22 protein-coding genes are annotated in these 24,691 nt (G+C 33.2%); 13 read left to right on the forward strand and 9 right to left on the reverse strand.

Annotated features, from left to right (window positions below; all coding sequences use genetic code 11):
• Positions 1 to 294: 294 nt before the first annotated feature.
• Positions 295 to 3,441 carry a SpoIIE family protein phosphatase gene (locus tag HGP29_RS02205; protein WP_168880678.1) on the forward strand — a complete coding sequence of 1,049 codons (3,147 nt, stop codon included), beginning with the start codon at positions 295 to 297 and terminating at the stop codon, positions 3,439 to 3,441.
• Positions 3,442 to 3,444: 3 nt separating this feature from the next.
• Here HGP29_RS02205 and HGP29_RS02210 read toward each other — a convergent pair whose 3' ends face one another.
• From HGP29_RS02210 to HGP29_RS02225, 4 genes are all read right to left on the reverse strand, one after another.
• Positions 3,445 to 3,735: a KTSC domain-containing protein gene (locus HGP29_RS02210; RefSeq protein WP_168880679.1), complete on the reverse strand. Its 291-nt coding sequence runs from the start codon at positions 3,733 to 3,735 to the stop codon at positions 3,445 to 3,447.
• A 110-nt stretch (positions 3,736 to 3,845) separates the two neighbouring features.
• Complete coding sequence (rsgA, locus tag HGP29_RS02215; protein ID WP_168880680.1) at positions 3,846 to 4,835, reverse strand: ribosome small subunit-dependent GTPase A; 990 nt, start codon at positions 4,833 to 4,835, stop codon at positions 3,846 to 3,848.
• A 109-nt stretch (positions 4,836 to 4,944) separates the two neighbouring features.
• Positions 4,945 to 6,192, reverse strand: coding sequence for a 3-deoxy-D-manno-octulosonic acid transferase (locus HGP29_RS02220; RefSeq protein WP_211093175.1), 1,248 nt, complete (start codon positions 6,190 to 6,192; stop codon positions 4,945 to 4,947).
• Positions 6,193 to 6,246: 54 nt separating this feature from the next.
• Positions 6,247 to 6,759, reverse strand: coding sequence for a sigma-70 family RNA polymerase sigma factor (locus HGP29_RS02225; protein ID WP_168880682.1), 513 nt, complete (start codon positions 6,757 to 6,759; stop codon positions 6,247 to 6,249).
• A gap of 214 nt (positions 6,760 to 6,973) precedes the next feature.
• On the opposite strand from HGP29_RS02225, the gene HGP29_RS02230 reads away from it, so the two are divergent.
• The 6 genes from HGP29_RS02230 to HGP29_RS02255 all read left to right on the forward strand — a co-directional run bounded on the left by HGP29_RS02230 (position 6,974) and on the right by HGP29_RS02255 (position 12,385).
• Positions 6,974 to 7,855, forward strand: coding sequence for a zinc dependent phospholipase C family protein (locus HGP29_RS02230; protein ID WP_168880683.1), 882 nt, complete (start codon positions 6,974 to 6,976; stop codon positions 7,853 to 7,855).
• 60 nt (positions 7,856 to 7,915) lie between these two features.
• Positions 7,916 to 9,481 (forward strand): NFACT RNA binding domain-containing protein, encoded by a 1,566-nt coding sequence (locus HGP29_RS02235; protein ID WP_168880684.1) that lies wholly within the window; start codon positions 7,916 to 7,918, stop codon positions 9,479 to 9,481.
• Positions 9,482 to 9,556: 75 nt separating this feature from the next.
• Positions 9,557 to 9,784 carry a DUF3098 domain-containing protein gene (locus HGP29_RS02240; RefSeq protein WP_168880685.1) on the forward strand — a complete coding sequence of 76 codons (228 nt, stop codon included), beginning with the start codon at positions 9,557 to 9,559 and terminating at the stop codon, positions 9,782 to 9,784.
• A gap of 35 nt (positions 9,785 to 9,819) precedes the next feature.
• Positions 9,820 to 10,635: an undecaprenyl-diphosphate phosphatase gene (locus tag HGP29_RS02245; protein WP_168880686.1), complete on the forward strand. Its 816-nt coding sequence runs from the start codon at positions 9,820 to 9,822 to the stop codon at positions 10,633 to 10,635.
• 21 nt (positions 10,636 to 10,656) lie between these two features.
• Entirely contained in the window at positions 10,657 to 11,361 is a 705-nt protein-coding gene (gene truB / locus HGP29_RS02250; protein ID WP_168880687.1) for a tRNA pseudouridine(55) synthase TruB, read from the forward strand.
• Positions 11,362 to 11,443: 82 nt separating this feature from the next.
• Complete coding sequence (locus HGP29_RS02255) at positions 11,444 to 12,385, forward strand: bifunctional riboflavin kinase/FAD synthetase (protein WP_168880688.1); 942 nt, start codon at positions 11,444 to 11,446, stop codon at positions 12,383 to 12,385.
• Positions 12,386 to 12,387: 2 nt separating this feature from the next.
• On the opposite strand, the gene HGP29_RS02260 is transcribed toward HGP29_RS02255, so the two are convergent.
• The 3 genes from HGP29_RS02260 to HGP29_RS02270 all read right to left on the reverse strand — a co-directional run bounded on the left by HGP29_RS02260 (position 12,388) and on the right by HGP29_RS02270 (position 15,872).
• On the reverse strand, positions 12,388 to 13,770 hold the full coding sequence (locus HGP29_RS02260; RefSeq protein ID WP_168880689.1) for an alpha/beta hydrolase family protein: 1,383 nt from the start codon (positions 13,768 to 13,770) through the stop codon (positions 12,388 to 12,390).
• 417 nt (positions 13,771 to 14,187) lie between these two features.
• On the reverse strand, positions 14,188 to 15,240 hold the full coding sequence (gene dinB / locus HGP29_RS02265) for a DNA polymerase IV (protein WP_211093176.1): 1,053 nt from the start codon (positions 15,238 to 15,240) through the stop codon (positions 14,188 to 14,190).
• 41 nt (positions 15,241 to 15,281) lie between these two features.
• Positions 15,282 to 15,872, reverse strand: coding sequence for a hypothetical protein (locus tag HGP29_RS02270; RefSeq protein ID WP_168880690.1), 591 nt, complete (start codon positions 15,870 to 15,872; stop codon positions 15,282 to 15,284).
• A 413-nt stretch (positions 15,873 to 16,285) separates the two neighbouring features.
• Here HGP29_RS02270 and HGP29_RS02275 point away from each other — a divergent pair, with 413 nt between their 5' ends.
• The 3 genes from HGP29_RS02275 to HGP29_RS02285 all read left to right on the forward strand — a co-directional run bounded on the left by HGP29_RS02275 (position 16,286) and on the right by HGP29_RS02285 (position 17,466).
• On the forward strand, positions 16,286 to 16,579 hold the full coding sequence (locus HGP29_RS02275) for a hypothetical protein (RefSeq protein ID WP_168880691.1): 294 nt from the start codon (positions 16,286 to 16,288) through the stop codon (positions 16,577 to 16,579).
• A gap of 113 nt (positions 16,580 to 16,692) precedes the next feature.
• Positions 16,693 to 16,920, forward strand: a complete 228-nt coding sequence (locus HGP29_RS02280) for a hypothetical protein (RefSeq protein WP_168880692.1) — start codon at positions 16,693 to 16,695, stop codon at positions 16,918 to 16,920.
• 192 nt (positions 16,921 to 17,112) lie between these two features.
• Positions 17,113 to 17,466: a hypothetical protein gene (locus tag HGP29_RS02285; RefSeq protein WP_168880693.1), complete on the forward strand. Its 354-nt coding sequence runs from the start codon at positions 17,113 to 17,115 to the stop codon at positions 17,464 to 17,466.
• Positions 17,467 to 17,520: 54 nt separating this feature from the next.
• On the opposite strand, the gene porZ is transcribed toward HGP29_RS02285, so the two are convergent.
• Positions 17,521 to 19,737 (reverse strand): type IX secretion system anionic LPS delivery protein PorZ, encoded by a 2,217-nt coding sequence (gene porZ, locus HGP29_RS02290; RefSeq protein WP_168880694.1) that lies wholly within the window; start codon positions 19,735 to 19,737, stop codon positions 17,521 to 17,523.
• 180 nt (positions 19,738 to 19,917) lie between these two features.
• On the opposite strand from porZ, the gene HGP29_RS02295 reads away from it, so the two are divergent.
• The gene (locus HGP29_RS02295) at positions 19,918 to 21,798 is read left to right on the forward strand and encodes a glycoside hydrolase family 13 protein (protein WP_168880695.1); all 1,881 of its coding nucleotides are present in this window, start codon (positions 19,918 to 19,920) and stop codon (positions 21,796 to 21,798) included.
• Positions 21,799 to 21,961: 163 nt separating this feature from the next.
• A complete protein-coding gene (locus HGP29_RS02300; RefSeq protein ID WP_168880696.1) occupies positions 21,962 to 22,687 on the forward strand; it encodes a GIN domain-containing protein in 726 nt (241 codons plus the stop codon).
• A 47-nt stretch (positions 22,688 to 22,734) separates the two neighbouring features.
• Here the strand turns inward: HGP29_RS02300 and HGP29_RS02305 are convergent, their stop codons facing one another.
• Entirely contained in the window at positions 22,735 to 23,697 is a 963-nt protein-coding gene (locus HGP29_RS02305; protein WP_168880697.1) for a helix-turn-helix transcriptional regulator, read from the reverse strand.
• A 182-nt stretch (positions 23,698 to 23,879) separates the two neighbouring features.
• Between HGP29_RS02305 and HGP29_RS02310 the strand changes: the two genes are divergently transcribed.
• The gene (locus HGP29_RS02310; protein WP_168880698.1) at positions 23,880 to 24,527 is read left to right on the forward strand and encodes an NUDIX hydrolase; all 648 of its coding nucleotides are present in this window, start codon (positions 23,880 to 23,882) and stop codon (positions 24,525 to 24,527) included.
• Positions 24,528 to 24,691: the final 164 nt, after the last annotated feature.

The raw sequence follows: 24,691 nt of genomic DNA on the forward strand, positions 1-24,691 counted from the left end.
TATGTCTTACAATAAACTGTTTAGGTTATTAAATATTCTCATACATACTTTGTCATCCTACCCTACAAAATAAGTGATAGAATATATCAAAAACAATATTGCTTTTTAGGTAAAAATTTGCATGTAAAAAGGTCTCTTATATATAAAGTGAATTAAGTCTATGATTTATTATGATTTAAGTAAATGTTTGCTTAATTTTTTTCATTGAACTATTTCTCAAGAACCAGATTTTATTAAATGATTATCCAAAAGTTGCCAAAAATTTTTAGTTCAAAGCTACTAATTCAATTTTTTTTGCTACTCTTTTTTGTAGGTCCAAAGGTGTCTACTTTTGGTCAATGGCATAAAGTGGAATATAACGAACTAAAAGGAATGCAGAACCCTTTGGTGAAGTCTATTACCAAAGATAGTCTTGGTTTTGTATGGGCTGCTACTGATGGCGGTGTGATTCGTTTTGATGGAAAAGAATTCCTTCAAATCAATGAAAATATTCCAAGTGAGTATATCAAGCACATATTTACCACCTCTACGGGAGTTACATTAGCCTCTTCTGATCTGGGCGTTTTTAAAATAAACACCACTGCATATCAACCAACAGTAGAAACAATATTGAAAGGTGATGTTTATGCATCTGACTCTTTGTTATGGTATCCAAAGTATATTTATGAAAGTATTTCAAAGGATATTTGGATAGCAGACAATCACTCTATAGTACAATTAGACTCTTCGTTAGCTGTTAAGAAAAGATACCAGTTTTTTGAAAAAGATATTCCTACAAATTTCCAAAGATCATTTTCCATTATAGAGGATAATATCTTAGGATTGTATGTGCTTTCTGAGGCGGGGTATATCTATCATCTTAACAAAAGGACTTACGAATTTGAAGAGGTGATGTTATTATCTGAATTGGATAGAGTAAACCATGCTTTTTTTGATGATGGTATAATCTATGTTTCAACACAGTCGGGCTTTTTAGCATTACAATTAAATAAGTCTGGAGATGAAATATTATCACAGAAGGTTCTAATTAATGAATTTGCACCTTCTTGGGTAACCCCATTGTCAAATAATGAATGGTTGGCCAGTACATGGAATAAAGGGTTGTATTTGATTAATTCATCTACCAAAAAGCTTACTTATACTAAAGTTGATTTGGTCGATCAAAAAGTAATCTCTTCTGTTTATGTAGATCCTAGTGGAGAAGTTTGGTTGTCTACAGATAATGGGATGATACTTTTGAGGGAACAATACTTCGAGGCTCCATTTAGTGATCTGACTGCAAACTATATACAAGATATTCAGGAAATGGACGGACAAATGGTTTTTTCTGATGGTCGTAAAGTATATTTCTGTAAGGATGATCAGGTAGAATCAGAAATAGAGGTTCCTTCTAATTATGGAATTGTTCTTAGAATTCAGAAAGTAAAAGGAAAATATTGGTTTTCAACGAATATTGGTTTTTTACTCGTGTATAATAGTCAACATAAGTTAGTGGATATTATAGATAGTTCTTTTGAAGGCGGTGCGATTTATAGCTTTTTGGAATTTAATGATGAAATTTGGTACCTACAGGATCATGCAGGAGTTTATCGCCTAAATAAAAATAAGGAACCAATAAGTTATGGAAGAGAGAAGGGGGTAGAAAGTAAAATTAATATTTTACGAGTGATTGATGGAGAACTTTACGCAGGTGGTAATAGTGATGAAGGCTACCTTTTTAGATATAAACCAAGGATTGATCGTTTTAAAAATGTAAGCTACCCTTTGCTGTTCGATAAAAATATTGATGTTGGTGTAAACGATATTATTGTAGATAAGGATCAGTTTGTATTGGCTACTAATTTTGGTATTGCAAAAGTAGTGAAGGATACATTAATATTAATTGAACCTGAAAATTTACCTGTGGGTGAAGTGAAAGCGATCACAACAGACCCTAATTACAATGATGTACTTTGGATTTCTAATGCCAGAGGGATCGTTCGTCTGCAGAATTGGACAGATTATCTAATTTTTGATGAATTAGCAGGTTTACCTAGTAAAACGATGAGTTATCGTACGTTATTCATTCGAAAGAATGGACAAATTTGGGCAGGTACAGCTTCAGGTTTGGGAATCTCTGATAAACAGATAAAATTAAAGGCAACACCTAAACCTGTGTTTACTTATATCGGTAACGCTATTTTTATGTTTCTAGGAAAAGAAAACCCTGAAATATCTTCTTCTTCTTATATCGATTTTCAATTTGCCAGTTTGTCTTACCCAGGTAATCTTATTCAATACCAGTACCGATATAATAACGGTGATTGGTTGGATATTGGTTGGAATAACAAGCATATCATCTCTGGATTAGATATTGGAGAGTATGATCTAGAAGTAAAGGCAAAGCAAATTGGTGGATATGATTGGAGTGAACCTTCAAAGTTCCATTTCAACGTAACAGAAAAATGGTATAAAACAGTTTATGGGATTTTAGGGCTGATTTCTTTATTAGGAGGAATCGGTTTTGTTGCTTTTAAACTTTACGATGAAAAAGTACAATATGATAAGGAAGTACTGGAACAAATTGTAAAGGAAAGAACCAAACAAATCGAAAGTCAGAATAAAATTTTATCTAACAGAGAATTGATATTAAAGAAGCAAGTAGACAGGTTTAAGAAGGTCAACGATAAGCTTCAATACCAAAGAAATATCACTCATGAACGTTTACAATATGCTAAATCATTGCAGTCTGTTGTATTACCGTCTGCAGAAAAGCTAAATACATTTTTTAATGACTCATTCTTGATCTTTAAGCCTAAAGAAGTGGTGTCTGGCGATTTCTATTGGGTGAAATCTTTTGATGAGAATGTGTTGTATTTAGTATTATCAGACTGTATTGGTCATGGTATGCCTGGAGCTATACAAGCTTTGATCGGTATGGAATCATTAGGTCAAATTATCGATTCTCCTAGAAAAAGAACCAATGAGATCTTAGAAGAGTTAGATGATAAACTCAGTGAAAAGTCTAGCGAAGATCCAACATTGGTAGGTATGGATATTATGATCTTAAGAATTGAGAAATTCAAAGAAAATGTAAATCTATGCTTCGCGGGTGCCAAAAGACCGCTATTCTATTTTGAAAACAATGAATTCCACGAGGTAAAAGGAACCCGTAGGGCAATAGGTAACGAACCCAATCATGTAAAACAAAAAGGGTTTATTGAACATACCTTTATCATGCCATATGGAACACAATTGTACCTGACATCAAATGGCTATTACGACCAATTCAATAATGAGAAAAAACGTATTGGGATTGTGAAGTTTAGAAAATTGTTAGAAGAAGTAGCCATTGACCAATCTATGGAAGGTCAAAGAAAATGGTTACAAGATTATCTTGTAATGTGGAAATCCTCTGCAGAGCAGATAGACGATATCACAGTATTAGGAGTAAAAATATAAATTCTAATAAGGAACTTTTTTATTGTTTGAAAATAGGTTTGTGAAGAAACTGAAGAACGATGCTTGTTCCTTTTTGTATCTTTTCAATTCACGCAATAAAGCCCTTCCTTGAGATTTCGAAGTGATCACTAAATCAAACGAATCTTGAGGAAAGTTTTTATATGTAATTACTTTTCCCGCATGTTTTCCTCTTTTATAGGAAACTTGCAAATTATGTTCTTGTTTATCGTAGATTAGAAATTCTATCAACGATGATTTTTTAGGGATAATTTTTTCAACAAGTATTTCTCTCATGGTTTAGTAAATAAATGATAGTCGAGTAGGGAATAACTAATAGTTTATAGCGCGGACGTAAGCTTAATAAAAATAAGGTTTTTATGTCAAAAATACACATAAAAGTGTACTTATTTTCTGTTGTCGTCGCCCTCTAACATACTTAAATAGCTTAAATATCGTGATGTAGCTATTTTTCCTTCATCAACAAGTAGTCTTACATTACAGTTTGGTTCATGAGTATGGGTGCAATTGTGATATTTACAATCATGCATTGCTTCTCTGATTTCCGGAAAAAAGTGTCCGATTTCATTTTCCTCAATGCTCATAATACCTAATTCTTTAATTCCAGGAGTATCAATTAAATGCCCGTCATGTTTTTCTAATTCAAACATTTCGGCAAAAGTAGTCGTGTGTTTACCTTTCATTGCAAATAAAGATATCTCGTCTGTTTTTTGTTGCACATTTGATGCCAACTTATTCAGAAGAGTCGACTTACCGACACCTGAGTGTCCTACTAAAAGTGATGTTTTACCTTCGATAATTTCAGTTAATTCATCGAGGTTCTTGTCCTCTAATACTGAAATACGCAGACACTTATATCCTAGTGGTTCGTAAATTTGTTTGAGGTACTCTAAGTATTCGCGGTCCTCGTCTTCTAATAAATCATCTTTGTTAAAGACAATGTAAGTAGGCACATTGTATGATTCAGCAGCTACCAAAAAGCGGTCAATAAAGCCTAGCGAGGTTTTTGGAAGTGCTAAAGTTGCAATTAATATTGCTTGATCGATATTTGCTGCAATGATATGCCCATGCCATTTTTTTCTTGTAGACTGACGTAAAATAATGTTTTTACGATCCAATATTTCATGGATAATAACAGTGTTTTCTACTTCATCTTCAAGAGAATAGTGAACATAATCTCCTACAGCAACGGGGTTAGTTACTTTTAAACCTTTTAATTTCAGTTTACCTCTTAATCTACCTTTGTAAAACTTATGAGTATCGCGATCTTCAATAGAGTACCATAACCCAGTAGACTTTGTAATGATGCCAACCTTAAGGTCTGCTTGTGATACTTTTGGTGTACTCTTTTTCTTTTTTGATCCGCTTTTTTTCATCCGTTTTATTAAAGACTAACGATTTATATGAAGAGGTTTTCCTCCTAATTAAAATACAAAAATATTGTGTTAAACTGAATTTATAACAAACATAATAGGAATTAAATAATTACTGAAGTTGTTTTTTACAGTATGTGATGATTTTTTCAGTACTTCCTAGGTTTTCTTGTACATAACCTTTTGTGATTTTACCTGATTTTTTTCTGAACTCAAGATCAGAGTTTAGTTTGTTGAATATTGATAGACAGGAGTTTACGTCTGTAATACTGAATGTGCCTTTACGTTTTACTAATTCAATAGCTTCATTAAACTTCTTGAATTCTTTACCAATAACGATAGGAATCCCAAATGTAGCTGGTTCAAGAATATTATGAAGTCCTTCTTTAAAAGCACCTCCTACAAAGGCAAAATCAGCAAATTGGTAAAGAGAAGACAGCATACCTACATTGTCAATAATGAATAGGTTTTTGTCAATTATGTTTTGTTCGGTTGCTTCAGAAAAAAGAATAGCTTTTCTAGTAGAAAAAGTATCTTTTATGTGATTAATTTTTTTATCTGAAATTTCATGCGGGGCAACGATAATTTTTATATCCTCCAATTCAGATGCGACAAGGCGTAATGCTTCAATATCTCTAGGCCAACTGCTTCCTACAACTAAAGTAGTAGCGTCTTTAGAGAATTGTTCAGCTAATGGTATTTGTTTTGGATGATTACAAATCTCAGCTACCCTATCAAATCTAGTATCACCTGCAACCTCTTTATTATCAATGTTAATAGAAGATAGAAGGTCATAAGAATTTTGATCTTGTGTGAAGAAGTAATCAAATTGCTTCAACATATTTTGTTGAAACCCATCTTTATTTTTAAAGAAAGCTTGATCTTTTCTGAATATTGTCGAGAAGGATACTACAGTTGCATTTATAGCTTTAAGCGCTTTTAAGTAATTGTGCCAAAATTCGTATTTGACAAAGAAGGCTATTTTTGGTTGAATAGCATCAACAAACCTTTTGGTATTCTGTGGTTTGTCGAGTGGTAGATAATATATAAAATCAGCGCTATCGTAATCTTTTTGTACTTCATACCCACTTGGTGAGAAGAAAGTCAATACGACTTTATGAGTTGGAAATTGTGTCTTATATTCTTCAATAACAGGACGGCCTTGCTCAAATTCGCCTAGGGATGCACAGTGAAACCATGCGACCGTACTGTTGTTATTTGCGAAATCAGATTCAACTTTTTCTAATAAATTTTTTCTTCCTTCGACAAATAATTTGGCTTTTGGATGTAAATAGGAAGCAAGTTTCATTGCTCCAGAAAACGCCGTTGTTCCGAGATTGTATAATGTTTCTTCCATCATACCGCAAAAGTACATCAAAAACTTTCTTTGTAATACTTTTTCTCGGGCTGCTAACTAATATTTGTCAGCGTAAATAGACAAAACTTGTTTTAACTCTTTTCTCGCTAAAAAGATTCTGTTTTTTACAGTACCAATTGGAATACTTAAACGATCTGAGATCTCGTGGTATTTAAAACCTCTAAAGTACATCATAAATGGCTCACTGTATGTGTCATCAAGATTTTCAATTGCCTCGTTGATGTCATCCATTGCAAATTTTGAGTAAGCAGAATTTTCATGCTTTACATTAGTGCTATTGATGAAATGTAAGTTGTCTGATGTGTCGATAAAAGTTTTTTGACGAGCTGATTTTTGGTAGTTCGTTAAGAACGTGTTTCTCATAATCGTAAATACCCACGCTTTCATGTTTGTACCTGCCATAAACTTGTCCTTATTCGAGAATGCTTTCAGCATAGTTTCTTGAATAAGGTCTTTTGCATTTGCTGAGTCTTTAGTCAATTTGATTGCAAATGGCTCTAGAGCTGGTATCAAATACTGTAGTTTGTGATTGAATTCTATAACTGTCATGATTGAAAAATGTTAAAGTGGTGTTTTGTTTAACTTTATTGTATTGTTGTTAAAACAAATTTAAGGTAAAAAATGATTCAAGGCAATATTTTGTTTAATAAATTTCAAAAACAGTTAAACAAAATTATTTGTAAAGTCATATAAATATTAAAGTTTGGTGAGTTATTTGTTTGATTTTTAGCTGTTTATATATGAATTAACTGCTTTACGATTTATGTTTATTTTGTTTATTAATTCTCTCTTTTGGGGATTTTTTGGTCATCAAACAATTAACAGTCAAGCTACTATGTTATTACCTGATGAATTGTTTCTGTTTTTCAAAACTCATATTACTGATATTCAAAAAGGGGCGATACGCCCTGATCAAAGGAGAAGGTTGTTAGATGAGGAAGGAGCAAAACATTATATAGATGTTGAGCTTTATGATTCAATGTTTAAACAAACTCCTATTTATTTTGATGATGCATTAATCAAGTATTCTAATGATACTTTATTGAAAAGAGGAACTTCGCCTTGGAATATCTTTATGTATAAGCAGATGTTGACAAAGGCGTTTCAAGAAAAAGATCCCTATAAAGTTATTAAGTATGCTGCTGAAGTAGGACATTACTATGCAGATCTACATGTTCCATTACACACTACTGAAAATTATAATGGTCAACTAACTAACCAATTGGGAATTCATGCCTTTTGGGAAACAGTTTTACCTGAGAGGTATTATGATGAATACAGTTTGCAAACACATGAACCAGAATACGTCACACATTTTATGGATACCTTATGGAGTGTGATGAATGAATCTCATGATTTAGTAAAGGTGGTGTTATCTGAGGAAAAACGTATTTCACAACTGTTGCCTAATCAGAGTAAATTAGTTTTGAGAAGAAGAGGGGCAAGTCTTCAACTTTTACCTACTGATGAATATGCTTTGTTATATCATGAAGCAGTCGGGGAAATGGTTTCGCATAGAATGAGTTTAGCTATACAAAGGATTGCAAACCTATGGTTTACTTGCTGGGTAGATGCAGGACAACCTGATTTGATGGAATTACCTTATCAACCTCCGAAAAGAAAAAAGAAACATAAAGGAATCTAATATTATAGATAACACCTCAATTTTAATTATTTTCGTGGTCTTATTTATTCTTGAAATATCATGTTCAACAACTATTATTTTTTAAGACAACTCAGTCGTTCGTTAAAAGAACGTTTAGTGGGGATGACTTTAGGGGCTTGTTTTAGCCAAAGTAAAGACGAATTGATGATTGGCTTTTATAAAGGTGGTCGAGAACAATGGATCAGAGCTTCATTAATTCCAAATTTTAATCTACTTACGTTTCCTCTTGATTATCAGAGAAAGAAAGTAAATAGTATAGATCTTTTTAAAGATGCTATTGATGAAGAAGTGACTGATATTATACAATATGAAAACGAAAGAGCATTCCTAATTCAGCTGACATCAGGATGGGGGTTGTTGTTTAAAATGTATGGTAACAGATCAAATATTCTATTAACTCATGAAGGAGAAGTACATGCTGTTTTTCAGAAAAGACATATTGAAGATCAGAACATGGATATCTCTTCTTTGGATAGAGAATTGAATCAAACAAAAGAAGGATTTTTTGAAAATGGATTGAGAGGTAGTTTTCCTACTCTAGGTAGGGAAGTGCAAGGATATTTAGATACAAAAGGTTTTGAGGTACAGGATCAAGAAGCTCAATGGAACTTGTTGTCTTCGATGTTAAATAAGTTGGAACAACCTAATTATTATGTCGAAGAAAAAGACGATCAAGTACAGTTTCTTCTATTTAAATTAGACGATGCTACAACTTTATTTGAAACATCAGATCCAATTGAAGCCGCAAATGAATTTTATTTCCGTTTTTCAAAACGCTACTTTGTTGAAAGAGAAAAAGGTCCTTTAATCAAAGAGATTGATAAAAGATTAAAACAATCTAAAGGGTACTTGAAGAAGAATTACGCCAGGTATGAAGAATTAACTGAAAATGCCAGGTTTGAAGAAATTGCCAATATTATTATGGCTAATCTTCATGCAATTCCTCCAAGGACAAAAAAGGTGAAACTCTTTGACTTTTATAAAGATGAAGAAATTTCTGTAAAGCTGAATGAAACACTGACTCCTCAGAAAAATGCTGAGACGTATTATCGTAAAGCCAAAAACCAGAAGCTTGAGGTAAAAAATCTTGAGGCAAATATTCAGCAGAAAGAAGGAGAAATGGAAGAGCTGAAAAAGCATAGAGATGCCTTGAATGATTTAGAGATGGTGCGCGAAATTCGTAAATACATCAAAACAAATAACCTTCAAAAGCTTCAAAAGAATGAGCCAGTTTTCCCATTTAGAAAATTTGAATACAAAGGATTTGAAATTTGGGTGGGTAAAAATGCCGTAAATAATGATTTACTAACTCAACGTTTTGCACATAAAAGAGACTTGTGGTTACATGCAAGAGATGTGGCAGGATCTCATGTTGTGGTGAAGTGGAAATCAAAACAGCCCAACTTCCCGGTAGATGTAATTGAAAAAGCAGCTTCAATCGCAGCATATTATTCTCAAAGAAAAACAGATACGCTTTGTCCTGTGATTTATACTCCTAAAAAATTTGTACGTAAGCGAAAAGGAGATCCAGCAGGATTAGTAGTTGTGGATAAAGAAAAGGTGGTTTTAATAGAGCCAGCTCCTTTTTCAGAGACTTTAACTTAAAATTCCGCAGTATTTTTTCATATCCTGTAGAAGCGTTTAACTTTGTAAATTGAATTGTACTTAAAAGAAGATAAAATGAGTAACAAAAAAGAGCATTTGGCTTTCGGTAAAAAGAACTATATGTGGATGTTAATCGGCATCATTACTATTGCTGTTGGTTTCTTTATCATGTCATTAGAAGATAGTCCAATGGGCTTTGGTGCATTAGGCTTAACAGTTGGTCCTATTGTAATTATGACAGGGTTTGGTATTAACTTTTATGCTATTCTACTTAAGTCTCCTAAAACTACTACAGAAGATTAATCAACAACTTAATTATATTATCCTATAGCTAAAACATGAATATCTTTGAAGCAATTGTCTTGGGAATTATCCAAGGCCTAACGGAGTTTTTGCCCGTAAGTAGTAGTGGTCACTTAGAATTAGCAAAAGCAATATTCGGAAACCAAGATCTTGGAGCAGAAGAAAGTATGATGATGACTGTAATGCTACATTTTGCTACTGCATTATCTACATGTGTCATTTTTAGAAAAGATATTGGAGATATTCTAAAAGGTCTTTTTCAATTTAAATGGAATGAAGAGACTGAGTTTTCTGTAAAGATTGTATTATCTATGATACCTGCAGCATTTGTAGGTGTATTCTTAGATGATCAAATCGAAGCTTTTTTTGGAGGAGCAGTTCTTTTAGTAGGTTGTATGTTGTTGGTAACAGCAGTATTACTTTTACTAGCAGACAAAGCAAAAAATACAAGTAAAAGTGTTGGGTATAAAGAAGCCATTATTGTAGGTATTGCTCAAGCTATTGCTATTCTTCCTGGTATTTCTAGATCAGGAGCAACGATCTCTACTTCAGTACTTTTAGGTATTGATAGAGAAAAGTCTGCAAGATTCTCTTTCTTAATGGTAGTACCATTAATATTCGGTAAAATTGCAAAAGACTTATTAGATGCTAGACATGAAATTGCTGAAGGTACATTTCAATTAGGTTTAGAACCGACAATCATTGGAGCTGGATTTATTGCAGCATTTTTATCAGGCATGTTAGCTTGCCAATGGATGATTGCTCTAGTAAAGAAATCTAAGTTGCAATATTTTTCTATTTGGTGTGCATTAGTAGGGTCTATTGCCATCATCTATTCATTAATGAATTAATATTAACTGTTAAATCTGATCATGAAAGATTTTGATTTTGCTGCTGGTGAAACAGTATTGGTAGACAAACCACTTGAATGGACCTCATTTGGGGTAGTGAAGAAGTTGCGTTGGGAAATGAAAGTGAAAAAAGTGGGTCATGCTGGCACTTTAGATCCTTTGGCGACAGGTCTGTTAATTTTATGTACAGGAAAGAGTACTAAAACCATAGATCAGATTCAGGGTAAAATAAAAGAATATGAAGGGGAGATGGTCATTGGTCAAACTACTCCTTCGCATGATTTAGAAACTGAAGTAGACAGTGAAGCAGATATCTCTCATATCACTGAAGACGATATCTATAACTTACTACCAAAGTTTACTGGAAAAATCATGCAAGTACCTCCCATGCACTCTGCTATTAAAGTAGATGGTGTAAGAGTTTACAAACATGCTAGAAAAGGAAAAGAAGTAAAGATAGATCCAAGAGAAATTGAGATCAAAGAGTTAGAAATAACCAATATTGATTTTCCTAGAATTCAGTTCAGAATGGTATGTTCAAAAGGAACATATGTGAGAAGTTTCGTGAGAGATTTTGGTAAAGAATTGGGTGTTGGAGCATACATGTCTGCACTTCGTAGAACCAAAATAGGGGAATATTCTGTAGAAGATGCCAAGTCTGTAGACGAATGGATTGAAGTAATCCAAAATTGGAGAGAAAAGAAAGAAGCAGAAGGTGAAAAGTAATTCATTTTTGCTTGAATAGATATTATATTTGGAGCATGTTTGATCAACTTCAGACATGCTCCTACTTATTTAACAACTAATAATGAAAGTACATTACGGTATTGATAATTTTCAACCTCTAAAAAGAGCTACTGTAACCAGCGGAACATTTGATGGTGTACATTATGGGCATCAACAGATTTTATCGCACCTCAGAAAAACTGCTCAGGAAGATAATTCCGAAACCGTATTGATCACTTTTTGGCCTCACCCGAGGTTTACATTACAGCCTGAAGAAGCAAGGAAAAGCCTCAAGCTCATCACTAATTTAGAAGAGAAAATTGCTCTTTTAGAAAAGGAAAATATTGATCATCTCATCGTTTTGAAATTTGATAAAAACTTCTCACAAATGTCTTCTATGGACTTTGTTAGAAAGATTCTTATCGAGAAAATCAATACAACAAAATTGGTTATTGGGTATGATCACCGTTTCGGAAAAAACAGAGAAGGCGGCTTTGATTATTTAAAGGCAAATCAAAAAGATTTTGGCTTTGAAGTAGAAGAAATAACAAAGCAGGAAATTGAGAATGCTGCCGTAAGTTCTACAGCGATTAGAAATGCATTATTAGAAGAAGGAGATGTTGAAACAGCTGAAAAATATTTAGGCTATCATTATTCTTTCGAAGGTTCTGTAGTTGATGGTAATAAGATAGGACGTAAAATCGGCTTTCCAACGGCCAATATTTCATTAGCAGATTCGTTTAAGCTTTTACCAAAAATTGGTGTCTATGCTGTGAATATTTTCATAGAGGGTAAAAAGTATAACGGTATGATGAATATTGGAAAACGACCGACAGTAACTGAGGGAGTACAGAAAACAATTGAAGTTAATATTTTTGATTTTAATGAAGACATCTACTCCAAAAGTGTCAATGTTTCTTTAATTCATCGAATCAGATCCGAAATGAAATTTGATGGAGTAGACGCCTTAATAGAACAACTGAATAAAGATAAAATAGAAGCACTTAAAATATTAACTACTTAATTTTATTTTTTCGTTTTTACTTCTTCTAAAATCCATTCACTTACCTTGTTCATAAATGTTGGGGAAAGTGTTTGATTTAATACTCCATACTCATTAGGCAATCCAGTTTCACATTCTTGGAATAAATGATTTAAGCCCTCAAGCTTTTCCATTTTATAGCGCACATTACCTGCTTTTTTTAGACTGTTCTCAATACCTTCTAGATTCTCATCTGCAAATACCTGAAGATCCTTACTGCCATTTAAAGCATAGACAGGAGCTTTTACTTTCGATAAATAATTTTCGGGATTAGTTTTAATAAACTCGATAAACCAAGGGTTTGTAATGCTTTTAACTATTGAATTTACTTGTTGATCACTGATATTATTGTGATACTGATGTTTAAAGAAATCCGATAATTTATCTTGAAGTGGAACTTCATTATTGAGTATCATATCGTATGCTTTGTCAAAGATTTTCTGATTGGAAGCAACAATATTTTTAGGTAAACCACTTATTATTTCAATTTTTTCCTTTTGATGAAGCATTAGGTCTTTACAAGGAATTCCAGGGGAAGCCATTAATACCATAAAATTAACTTTATCATTTTTGCTAGCCACCATGGATGCAACAATACCACCTTCACTGTGACCTATTAATCCAATGTGTGTAGGGTCTACATCATTTCTAAGTAATAAGTACTCAATAGCCGCTTCCACATCTGTAGCAAAGTCAGAAGTCGTTGCATTTTCAAAAGTACCTTGAGAACCACCTACGCCTCGGTCATCAAACCTTAATACTGCTATTCCTTTTTTAGTGAATTCGTCTGCTAATACTAAAAAGGGTTTGTGACCTAAAATATTTTGATTTCTGTCTTGAGGTCCACTTCCCGAAATTAAAATGACTGTTGGGTATCTCTTTACATCAAATGGACGAGTGAAGGTACCAGACAACATGATTCCATCTTTTTTATTATAAAACTCTATATTTCTAGAGAGGTATGTAAAAGGTGGACGAGGTTCTTGTGGTTTAGCTTCAGGAGTTTCTTCTTTTAAACTTTTTATTAGTGGCATTTTAAAAGATTGTCCTCCTTGTTTAAACGTTCCTTCAATATTTTCGTCGTCTATAACATTGCCTACATATTCTATTCCTAGGTTTGGAAGCTTGATAAATAAGAACGGCGATTCGTATCTGATTTCATGTATTGGAACACCTTTTACTTGCTGTGCAGGTATGTCCATAATTCCTTTTAAATTATTTCCTTGAGCAGATATCTTAAAGATGATATCTAGCTTACCATTTGGTAGTTCTAGTGTCCCTTTCCAAGGACCTGCTAAGTTTTGTCCAAAAGTGGGTAGACTAAATAAAAAGAATAGTAATAGAAAAAAATAGTTGTTTTTATTCATAGGGAATTTTCGAAGTATAATATTTAATGTAATACTTAACCTAAGCTTATAATAAAAGTACCATTACTATGTGTTCTTAGCAAGAAAATGAAGATTATGAACGATTTTGTCATGTTTTCTTCATCTATCAAAATAGCCGATGTATGGAATGTTGTGAATAATTATTCAATGAATATCAGTTCATTAACAAAATTAAATAAAATTAAATGAATGTAAATTTCAAAGTAAATATTGTATTTATTAAATTTGTTTTAACATATGTAAATGAATCACGACATAATTATTTTTCAGGGCTTATGGTTCACCAACTAAAAAAGTTCATACTTGGCAATAGTTCATTTGGTTTAGGTTTATTAATTGGACTATTATTCGGCTATTTTCTAGCTTTCTTAATGGTAGGTTACTACCTAGGATAAGTTACCACAATTCTAATTGATGGGTGCTGTTATCAATATCATCATCTTCATCAATTTCACTTAAGTTGCTAACACTTATTCCTAGCAATCGGATGTTTAACGATTGGGGATTAAGAGCTTCTAAAAGATAAATTGCTTCCTCTACTAAAAACTCTTTTGAAACAATACTCTTAAGAAATGTCTTACTTTTCGTATGCGTTTCGAAATCATGTTGTTTGATTTTTACAGTTAGGGTTTTTCCTCTCTTGTTACCTTTGATTATTCTTTGCCATAAGATGTCAGCAACATTAATAAGATGGGATTTCATTTTTTCAACATTTGCAATATCTTTTGAAAACGTTCTTTCTGCCCCAATAGATTTTCTTTCTCTATGTGGTTTAACTTTTCTATTATCGATACCTCTAACGATGTGATAATAGAACTTTCCCGTTTTACCAAAATTATCATTTAGGTGAGATATAGGCCATTCTTTTAGGTCTTTGCCTTTATAGATACCCAACTTTTTCATTTTTTCGGCAGTAACACTTCCAATACCATAGAATCTTTCAATAGGTAGTTGCTCTAAAAAAGCGGTAGCTTCCTCTGGAAGAATGACTGATAACCCATCAGGTTTGTTGATGTCAGATGCGGTCTTCGCCAGAAATTTATTGTAAGAAACACCGGCACTCGCGGTAAGGTTAAGTGTATCGTTGATTTTTGCTCTTATTTCTTTTGCTATTTGGATGGCAGAAGAGATACCTTTTTTATTCTCAGTAACATCTAAATAGGCTTCATCCAAAGATAGAGGCTCAACTAAGTCTGTATATTCAAAGAAGATTTTTCTAATTTGAAAAGACACTTCTCGATAAACATTAAATCTAGATTTGGTAAAGATAATCTGCGGGCATTTTCTGTAAGCTAAAGCTGAAGGCATAGCAGATCTTACCCCAAATTTTCTAGCTTCATAACTTGCGGCAGCAACAACACCTCTTTCTCTACTACCTCCAACAGCCACAGGCTTTCCTCTTAAATGTGGAAAATCTCGTTGTTCAATTGAGGCAAAGAAGGCATCCATATCGATATGTATAATCTTCCTTTGGATAATTGCTAGATATGTTAATCAAAGAACTTTACATCATAACTTTTTGAGACAAATTCAATGGTTTCTATGTTTTCCATTTTGTTTGCAAATACTGACATCACAAAGAAAATATCAGCCATTGTATTTAAAAGATCTGTAATAAGCTTGTCAACTTTTACATCTTCAAATTTAGCTATCTTATAAGCCCATCGGGTAGAGTTTTTACTTTTTGATCGGCATAAATTTAGAATTCCTGCAAGTTCACATCCTATTGGAAGACTAAACATTTTTGTCTCTTCTTTTACTAAGGCTTGGTATTTATCATGTATAGCTATAGCTCTATCTACGTCACTTTCTGTAACGGCAACATTTCCTCTAATAGAACCATTTACATGATATGCCATCTCGCAAAGCCAAGTTAATTCTTTCAACATTTCTGGATATTTAGAAGCTTTAGAATAAGCATATCCAATATGACTGGCTAGTGAATCCGTTTCAATTTCATAGTCACATTTAAAACTTGTCTCTTTTAGGTAAGGATAACACATTCTCACCTTTTTAGTTGATTTATTTTTATCAGTAGTAGATGTTGTATCTATACTTTTTTCATCATTTAAATTTCCCATGGAACTAAATTAGACTATGCTATGGACTAATCAAAGACAATAAATGTTTAGGGAAAACTTAAATTTCTAGGGAATCACATTGAAGCTGAAATACTGGGTACTTCAATAATTATTATTTCTTAAAGTATGGTATCAAATAATAAAATGATCATACTAAAACCTTTCTCGGATTAGGCATACTATGGAGTTTTTTGTACTCTATTAAGGTGTTTACTCTTATTTTTTGACCTCATCAAGGAATTCTATGACCTGAATTCAGTAAAACCAATACAAGGTAACGGCGTATATCAAAATAGGTCAATTAATGATGATCTAACTGAATAACAGCTATGTTGTACTATGTATAGAGATGAAAACTTCTATCATCATCAAAATAATCAAACTAAACATCTTAGAAACTAAATAAATTAAAAATGAAGACATCTATAACTAAAACGGAACGAGCATTTCTTCGCTCAGAATACAAGAGATATTCAGACGAATTAAAAGATCAAATACGTTTAGATTCCACTTCAAATGACGGGATTAATGCTCAAGAGCAAAAAAAACAGATTATTGCTATTATCAAAAGAATTCTATTTACAGAAGTTCATAATGGTGAGGTAGATATATTAGCAGATTTATATATCGCTCAGAATGATGCTTACGGTCTAAATTCGATGATATTAGAAAAAACGTTCACTCAACAGCTTTTAAACTTGAACTAAGTGAGATTTCAGTCCTATTACTTTTCTTATCTTAGATCAATTTATAGTAAATGTTTAATGTCCACCTTTGTAATGTAAACAATGAAATAAAAGTCTAATTTAACATTACAAAAATGAAAAGTTCAACATTCAATCGTATTATAGTTGCAGTAGCATTAATGATTACATCTACATTTACTTTAACAAGTTGTTCTGATGGTGGAGATGTAATTACTTCCGAACCAGTAGATCCCATTTACGGAAATACTCCAGCAGTAGATGACGATTTTGGTAATACACCTGAAATAGATGGAGATTATGGAAATACACCAACTCCAGTAGCTGAGCCTGTTTCAGAATAAAATAGAATAATTAATAGGGTTGTTTAAATATTATTGAACCACTTCAGAAATGGAGTGGTTTATTTTTTTATTGGTATTTATTTTCAAAAAATAGTTTAAATTCTATCATTGTTAATCCATATTAACCATCCTTCTATTTATTTTCTAGACTATATCTTATTGATTTGTAGATATGTACTAAATCACTTAAGAATGAAAAAGTTATTAGCATTACTACCAATAAGCTTATTGATCTTTAGCTGTAATAAGGATGTAGAACCGATTGGAGGAAACTTTGATAAAGTATTAGAATCACAAGGTGGAGATACTCTAATGATTTATCATTCGGGTGGTTTCTTCGAAGGGTATATTATTTCATCGAAAGAATACTTGAAATCTGGATGGAATTATAATACTGAAACCAATGAAGGTACATACGTAGATGTATCAAAAGGCATGAGGTGGATAGATTGTAAACCGATGTTAGGGAGTTTTGATAATTTCCCTACTTATAATATTGAGGAATTAAAGGTTTCAAGTAAGGATTTTGTTTCCTGTGATTTCTAACAAAATGATATAAAAAAAGCTCAAGGAATTACCGTAATTCCTTGAGCTTTTTTCTTATCTGACAATGGCAAACTTACCGACATATTTTTCATTTCCATCATTATCTGTGGAGAATATAAAATAGATACCTGTTGCAGGCTTTTGACCGTTATTAAGCCTGAGATTCCAAGAAGTACTTCCTCCAAATGATTGACCATCCCAAACTAAATTACCAGCAGTATCAGTGATTTTTACACTAGCATCAGTAACCAAACCGGAAATAGTAAGCACTCCTTGATATTCGGGTCTTACTGGACTTGGAAATACCTTTACATTTTCAAACTTTCCTGAACTTGTTGTAGCATCTGATCGGTAAGAAATAATGCCTTCTTGTGTTCCAATAAATAATTCACCACTCACTGGTTGAATATCCATGGTAATAATATTATTAGAAAGTAATGGAGAGTTATCGGTGGTAAATTGTTGATACAATCTTCCTCCATCACTACTAAATAACCATAGGCCTCTGCCGGTTCCTAACCATTTACGATTACCTCCATCGATAGCAATGGCCTGTACTTTTTCACCTTTCAATAATGGGAAACCATCGTATCGAGGTAGTGATACTGAAAATTCTCCAACTTCAGTAGGTGATGTACCAAAATACTCTGCTGTACCATCATCTGTTCCGATCCACATGCTTCCATTATTATCTAAACTAAGGCTCAAAGTGGTATTGCTTGGTAAGCCACCATTGGTTTGATCTGTATCTAAAAACCTTGAGTCGCCATCCTTAAAAGTAAGTAGTCGTTGATTACCTAATATCATCCATACATCACCTTGTAATGAATTTTCCATTTGTACGGCAGCACTACTGATATTACTATCTCTAAAGTGTTGCCACTCACCCGCAGGATCTCTAAAATGTAGCCATCCTTGTGTTGTTGTCCATAAATTTCCCCATTGATCTATGGCTAAACTATTGATGACAGCCTCAGTACGTCCCTCAACAAGAAAAGGGTCTTTGATAATTTCTGTTGTATGATCATCAATATGGAATGTCATAATACCATCACCTTGTGTAGCAAAATACACTTTTCTTTCTGCTGGCATAAAAGCTAACCCTAACATTGGAGCTGTTTGCGGAATTTCTTCTGCATTAGAACGTTCTAGAGAAGTATAGTTCGTCCACTGTCCGTCATTAAAAACAGAAAAACTACCAACACTTAGATTGTTATCTTCAGCTGGCGTTAAAAATATTTGATCTTCAGCATGAATGATTTCATGAGCTGTAGGGTAAAGGGGACCGGCGGGAGCATAACTTTCTATGGTATTGTTATTTACCCTCACCAAACCGTTTATCTCATCTGCAATCCAAGCAATATTGTCTTCATCATCTAGGATTTGACGTGGAGAAGGAGACTTTTCATCTTCCCATGTAGATACATTGTCATTGGCGTCGATCACCTTGATATTATTTGAGGTTGGAAGTGTAATGTTTTCCCCCCATAAGTCTAATAAATAGACATCACTATCAAAATCTAAAATTACTTGAGTAGAAGAATAAGTTCTTTTCTTTACTTGACTATCGGCAAGATCTGTGAAATATAAACCATCTTCAGTATATAGTAGGGTCGTTATGTTATTAGGGGATGAGCTGACAACCGTTTCCCAATTATTAAAATCTTGCTTATTTGTATCTTCATCATCGGCTACTCTTTTAATCCCTTCGGCTGAGGCTATATAAATTGAATCTTCCGAGAAACTAATATCATAGACAGCATTTTCGCTTCCGTTTTGACCGATAAAATCATATGTTTCTTCGATGACATAATCAGTTGTATTGATCTTAACTACCCCAAAAGAGGCACATACATACATAAACTGTTGTTCCATTCTTAATCCATAGAAAACCTTATCAGGATAATTTGAATTAAGTAATGTTCTCATGTTTACAATTTCACTTTCTGTGATGAAATCAATATTACCATTGCTATAGAGAACAACTAATTGGTCTGTCGGAGCGGCATAACCAAGAGTAAGAATATTTGTATCACTAAGACCATCATCTTTTGTGATCGTAGAGATGATACCACTTTCCTTTTCATATGAAAATAAAGCATTTGTCGATGCAGAAAAAACTTCATTATCTGCTATTGCTACTGAATGTGCATTTGAGTAATTTAGGTGTGCACGCCAAGAATTAACAGGAATATCTTGTGCAAATAATGGAGATGAAAATATCTTAAGAATACTGAAGATGAAAAAATATAAATAGTTACGATTGTTCATGAAGTTCCATTTCGTTTAGACTTTCTAAGATAATAAGAACCTATTAGTAATGATGAAAAATTACATGAAAATGTAAAAAAATAAACAATTGCAATCGGTTTCGTTTCTTGAGCGTTTTTTATTCCACAGCAAACCGTTTAAGTTTGTTATCAACGAATTGATTATCACTTATCAAAACATATGAAATTATTAAAAACAGGTGTGGCTTTGTTATCTGCCGTTTTGATGGCTTCTACAGTCTCTGTTGCAGATCATGAAGTAAACCTACCCGAGAAAACCTCTGTCGTTAAAAAAGCAAAGAAACCCGTTGTAGATCTAGTAGAACCCGCATTCTGGTGGGCTGGAATGAAATCAAGCACTGTAATGTTAACTGTTCATGGTGAAAACATTGCAGCAGCAAAAGCAACAATCGAAGGTGAGGGAATCAGTATTAAAGCTGTAAATTCTCTGGATAACCCTAATTATGTATTTATTGATTTAGATATCAAAGATGCTAAAGCAGGTTCTTACCCAATAACATTTACTGAAGGAAAAAAGAAAACGGTTTACAATTTCGAGTTAAAGGCAAGAAATTCAGAAACAAAAGCTCAAGGGCTTAACCAGTCTGATGTGATGTATTTGATTATGCCCGATCGATTTGTAAATGGAAACCCAGATAATGACTCTCAAGAATCATTAGTTCAAAAAGCAGATAGAAGTGATCGCGGTGGAAGACATGGTGGCGATATCGCTGGTGTTACTTCTAAGTTAGATTACCTAAATGACTTGGGTGTGACAACAGTATGGTTAACTCCATTCTTGGAGAATAATCAACCGGGTTGGTCATACCATGGGTACGCAATCACAGACTTCTACCATGCAGATGCACGCCATGGTTCAAATGCAGAGTACAAAAACATGGTTACTCAAGCCCACTCTAAAGACATGAAAGTAGTGATGGACTTGGTATTTAACCATATTGGTAACGGTCACCTTTGGATGAAAGATCTTCCATCAGAAGACTGGATTCACCAATGGGAAGAGTTCACGAAAACAAACTATAAAGGAGAGGCTTTATCAGATCCTAATGCATCTGATTATGACAAAAAGATCATGTCTAATGGTTGGTTTGATGGTCATATGCCTGACTTAAATCAAGATAATCCATACTTAGCTAAATACTTAATGCAAGCTTCTGTATGGTGGATTGAGTATGCAGGTATTGATGGTATTCGTATGGATACTTACCCATACAATAAGAAGGAAATGATGTCTGAATGGGTTTCATATGTATTGAATGAATACCCTGACTTTTATATCGTTGGTGAAACTTGGTTACCAGGTGCAACTTGGGAATCTTATTGGAAAGCCGGTGGTAAAAATAACGACGGTTTCGTTACTACATTAAAGTCAATTTCTGATTTTCCTGTATGGGACGCCGTTAATAGAACTTGGAGAAATGATTGGAGTATCACAGAAATCTACAAAACTTTGACAGAAGATTTCTTATATGATGATGCAAGCCAAAACAAAATTTTCTTAGATAATCATGATGTAGATAGAGCATTTGGTGTTTTCAAAAAAGATGTAGAAAACATGAAATTAGCTACAGCATTTTTATTAACTACAAGAGGTATTCCTCAAATTTTCTATGGTACAGAAATCCTAATGTCAAAAGGTGGAGACCATGGTGATTTAAGAGAAGATTTTCCAGGAGGATGGGAAGGTGACAAAAGAGATGCCTTTACTGAAGCAGGAAGATCGGAAGAAGAAAATGACTATTTCAACTATATGAGAACAATCCTACAGTGGAGAAGAAGTTCTGATGCAATTGAAAATGGTAAATTAAAGCATTGGGTGCCTTTTAATGAGGTTTATGCTTATGCTCGTTACTCGGACAAGCAAACTGTTTTTGTAGTCTTGAATAACAATAAAGAAGACCAGACATTTGATGTAAAACGCTTCGAAGAAGTTTTAAAAGGAAAGACTTCTGGTAAAGATATTATTTCAGGAAAAACAATCACTTTTGATGGTAAGATGACTATCCCTGCTAAGACAGCATATATTATCGAACTGAAATAACATCAACGTTTTTGATATACTAAAAAGACTGTAATGGATATTGACTCTGTTACAGTCTTTTTTTGTCTAAATTTTATCATTCTTTTGCTTAATTGATTTTAATAAACATTGTTACCTATTGATTTCATTCTCATATTGTTTCATCAAATAAACGATCCATTGAATGAAACAAATTTTACTAATATTATCCCTGGCGGTATTGTTTTCTTGTAACAATGAAAGCAGTAATGAAGCTCCAAAATATCATAAAATAAGAATACAGAACGCCAATGTTGTTATCCAATATGGTGATTCTTTTGATTACGAATTGACTAATGCAGACCCTAATTTACAAGTGTCTTATTTTGATAAAGTAATGCAAGTAAGCGGATCTAATAGTGGCGAAACGGATATTATCATATCGCTACCAGATTTAGATTCGGTAGGTATTGCAAGTAGAGGTAAATTGTCTTTTTCGGAAGGTTTTACTTCTTCAGCTCCATCACTTTTTATTTCTGGTATTGATGATACAAATATTTACGCCGAAAGTGAATTCAACATTGATACCTTATACTTGGATATCAGTAGTAGTAGCCAATTATCATTTCATCAACTAAATGCAGAAAAATTAGCGATTGATGTAACAAGTAATGGTAATGCTAATATTGAAGGAATGGCCACTTACCAACAAATAAGAGCTTTCAATGGAGGGCACTTCAATATGCAAGCTTCTGAAGAAGGTTGGAAGGTCGGAAATCCTGTAATTGGTAATACAGTTTATGCTTATGTTGGAAGTGGTGGTACCGCATGGGTACAAGCTACAGACTACTTGGAGTCAACAAACGGAAATGTTTATTATAAAGGAGAACCAAAAGAAATAAAAGGTATTGTAGAAAACAAAGAAGAGTAATCTACATTACTTAAGAGAAGATATATCTTAGAACACCACAGTACCTGTTATTGTGGTGTTTTTGTTTTCTTATACTCTTTTGGTGTGATCCCAAAGTACTTTTTAAATACCGAAGTAAAGTGACTGGAGTTGGAAAACCCTAGGTCCATAGCAATCATGGACATTGTTTTGGAATGGTCATTAAGTAGCCGTTTGGCTTCTTCCAAGCGTACTTCCTGTTGAAATTTATAAATAGGTTGTTTAAAGAATGTTTTAAATAATAAGCGTAGTCTGCTTACACTCATTCCACATTCTTTCGCCAAATCATTGATGTTGATATTACTCCCTTTTTGCTCTATTATAATCTGTCTCGCTTTAAATAGACTTTGCATATTTAATGAGGAGTCCTGTTTTTTTTCTGCTTGTTTAGAAAAACGAGCCAAGGACAAAGTGATTAAATATTGAACGCAATTATGGATTAACTCATTTCTATAAAAAGGATCGTTTACCTCAAAAGCACGAATAAGTGTTCCTAGCATCAGGTTGTCTAGATGGTCAAAGAGATGGAAAGTTTGCTCTTGTTCTAGCTTTTCTTTTAGAGGAGGAGATAATGATACAAGTTTATAAAAGGCATCTGGATGTATTTTTACTAATAATGCTTTAACAGGAATATGAGCCGGATGAAACCATTTCATTTTTTGTTTATCATCATTACTTAAAATCACACCTTTTAATTCAACAAACTCAGAAAAGTTTAAAGTGATGAATTGGTTAGAATTAGGCTTAGTTAAACCAAATAGAAAGTTGATATAACCTTTGTCATCCACTAAGGTAGTACCGTCTCCTTTTATTTCTTCTATTAGTTGAAAATCAAATTCTAGAGCATACATTTCTTCAGAGAATAGATATCCTTGCAGAAAACCTTTTCCTAAGTGATTATCAAAACTAATACGTTGGTCGTTTATCTTGCCTTGAAAAATATTGTTCCAAAACTCAAGTAAATGATGAAGCTTTTGTTGATTTGTCGTCATGTGGATTCAAGATTATACTATGAAAATAATAATATTATCGTTGCCCTCATAAGAATTATTGCTATTGCCTTCTTAGAGGTAGTTAACTGTCACAAAATCCAGATCTTTTTCGTATCTTAAATAAAGTGCGAAGTTGAATATAGACTCATCATCTTTCTACATTAGAACATAAATTAATAAACATGAAATATACACAAGGCATAGTAGATAACTGGCAATCAAAATTAAAGGAACAATTAGACGATCAATTACCCGGTAGGTTCGCTCATGATTTTATGTCTTCTACACAAAGACAACAAATCACACCACAAAAAATACCAGAAGGGGCAAGAAAAGCTGCTGTTTTAATTCTTATGAAAGAAGATGGAAATACTTGGAAGTTTCCCCTTATCCAAAGACCATCTTATGATGGAGTGCATAGTGGACAAATGGCTTTTCCCGGAGGAAAATATGACGACACTGATGAAGATATGATTTATACTGCCTTAAGAGAGTGTGAAGAAGAAATTGGTATTAAGGTAGAAAGATCAGCCGTATTAGGTACGTTATCAGATATCTATATACCACCTTCGAACATGCATGTAGTACCAGTAGTAGCGAAATACGATGAACGTTTTGAGTACGATATTGATACTTTTGAAGTAGCTAAAGTCGTAGAAACTACATTAAGTCAATTGCAAGATCCTGCCAACCACAAAGAGTATACTTTCAAGATGAGTAATGGTTTAATGTATAAAACCCCTTCTTTTGATGTAAACGGTCATACTGTTTGGGGAGCTACTGCGATGATATTAAGCGAGTTAATGATGGTTGTAGAACGCCTTTTTTAACAACATTTCTTTAATGAAGTGTAATGAATGTGAATACCTACCGAGTGTTTGTAACTCAAAAGGGGGGAGTAATCGTATTTTGATAGTATTAGATATATTTTTGATATTTTAAGACACTGTTAAACCCGTATATATAACTATCTATCGGAAATATATCGAAATAT

Source organism: Flammeovirga agarivorans, assembly GCF_012641475.1.
In the GTDB taxonomy this organism is placed as follows: domain Bacteria; phylum Bacteroidota; class Bacteroidia; order Cytophagales; family Flammeovirgaceae; genus Flammeovirga; species Flammeovirga agarivorans.

Excerpts from the sequence above, each read along its gene's own strand:
- HGP29_RS02295 (WP_168880695.1), top strand. The coding sequence starts at position 19,918 with ATGAAATTATTAAAAACAGGTGTGGCTTTGTTATCTGCCGTTTTGATG.
- rsgA (WP_168880680.1), bottom strand. The coding sequence starts at position 4,835 with ATGAAAAAAAGCGGATCAAAAAAGAAAAAGAGTACACCAAAAGTATCA.
- HGP29_RS02210 (WP_168880679.1), bottom strand. The coding sequence starts at position 3,735 with ATGAGAGAAATACTTGTTGAAAAAATTATCCCTAAAAAATCATCGTTG.
- dinB (WP_211093176.1), bottom strand. The coding sequence starts at position 15,240 with ATGGATGCCTTCTTTGCCTCAATTGAACAACGAGATTTTCCACATTTA.
- HGP29_RS02270 (WP_168880690.1), bottom strand. The coding sequence starts at position 15,872 with ATGGGAAATTTAAATGATGAAAAAAGTATAGATACAACATCTACTACT.
- HGP29_RS02300 (WP_168880696.1), top strand. The coding sequence starts at position 21,962 with ATGAAACAAATTTTACTAATATTATCCCTGGCGGTATTGTTTTCTTGT.
- HGP29_RS02240 (WP_168880685.1), top strand. The coding sequence starts at position 9,557 with ATGAGTAACAAAAAAGAGCATTTGGCTTTCGGTAAAAAGAACTATATG.
- HGP29_RS02235 (WP_168880684.1), top strand. The coding sequence starts at position 7,916 with ATGTTCAACAACTATTATTTTTTAAGACAACTCAGTCGTTCGTTAAAA.
- HGP29_RS02275 (WP_168880691.1), top strand. The coding sequence starts at position 16,286 with ATGAAGACATCTATAACTAAAACGGAACGAGCATTTCTTCGCTCAGAA.
- truB (WP_168880687.1), top strand. The coding sequence starts at position 10,657 with ATGAAAGATTTTGATTTTGCTGCTGGTGAAACAGTATTGGTAGACAAA.
- HGP29_RS02310 (WP_168880698.1), top strand. The coding sequence starts at position 23,880 with ATGAAATATACACAAGGCATAGTAGATAACTGGCAATCAAAATTAAAG.
- HGP29_RS02220 (WP_211093175.1), bottom strand. The coding sequence starts at position 6,192 with ATGATGGAAGAAACATTATACAATCTCGGAACAACGGCGTTTTCTGGA.
- HGP29_RS02255 (WP_168880688.1), top strand. The coding sequence starts at position 11,444 with ATGAAAGTACATTACGGTATTGATAATTTTCAACCTCTAAAAAGAGCT.
- HGP29_RS02305 (WP_168880697.1), bottom strand. The coding sequence starts at position 23,697 with ATGACGACAAATCAACAAAAGCTTCATCATTTACTTGAGTTTTGGAAC.
- HGP29_RS02225 (WP_168880682.1), bottom strand. The coding sequence starts at position 6,759 with ATGACAGTTATAGAATTCAATCACAAACTACAGTATTTGATACCAGCT.
- HGP29_RS02285 (WP_168880693.1), top strand. The coding sequence starts at position 17,113 with ATGAAAAAGTTATTAGCATTACTACCAATAAGCTTATTGATCTTTAGC.
- HGP29_RS02280 (WP_168880692.1), top strand. The coding sequence starts at position 16,693 with ATGAAAAGTTCAACATTCAATCGTATTATAGTTGCAGTAGCATTAATG.
- HGP29_RS02245 (WP_168880686.1), top strand. The coding sequence starts at position 9,820 with ATGAATATCTTTGAAGCAATTGTCTTGGGAATTATCCAAGGCCTAACG.
- HGP29_RS02230 (WP_168880683.1), top strand. The coding sequence starts at position 6,974 with ATGTTTATTTTGTTTATTAATTCTCTCTTTTGGGGATTTTTTGGTCAT.
- porZ (WP_168880694.1), bottom strand. The coding sequence starts at position 19,737 with ATGAACAATCGTAACTATTTATATTTTTTCATCTTCAGTATTCTTAAG.
- HGP29_RS02260 (WP_168880689.1), bottom strand. The coding sequence starts at position 13,770 with ATGAATAAAAACAACTATTTTTTTCTATTACTATTCTTTTTATTTAGT.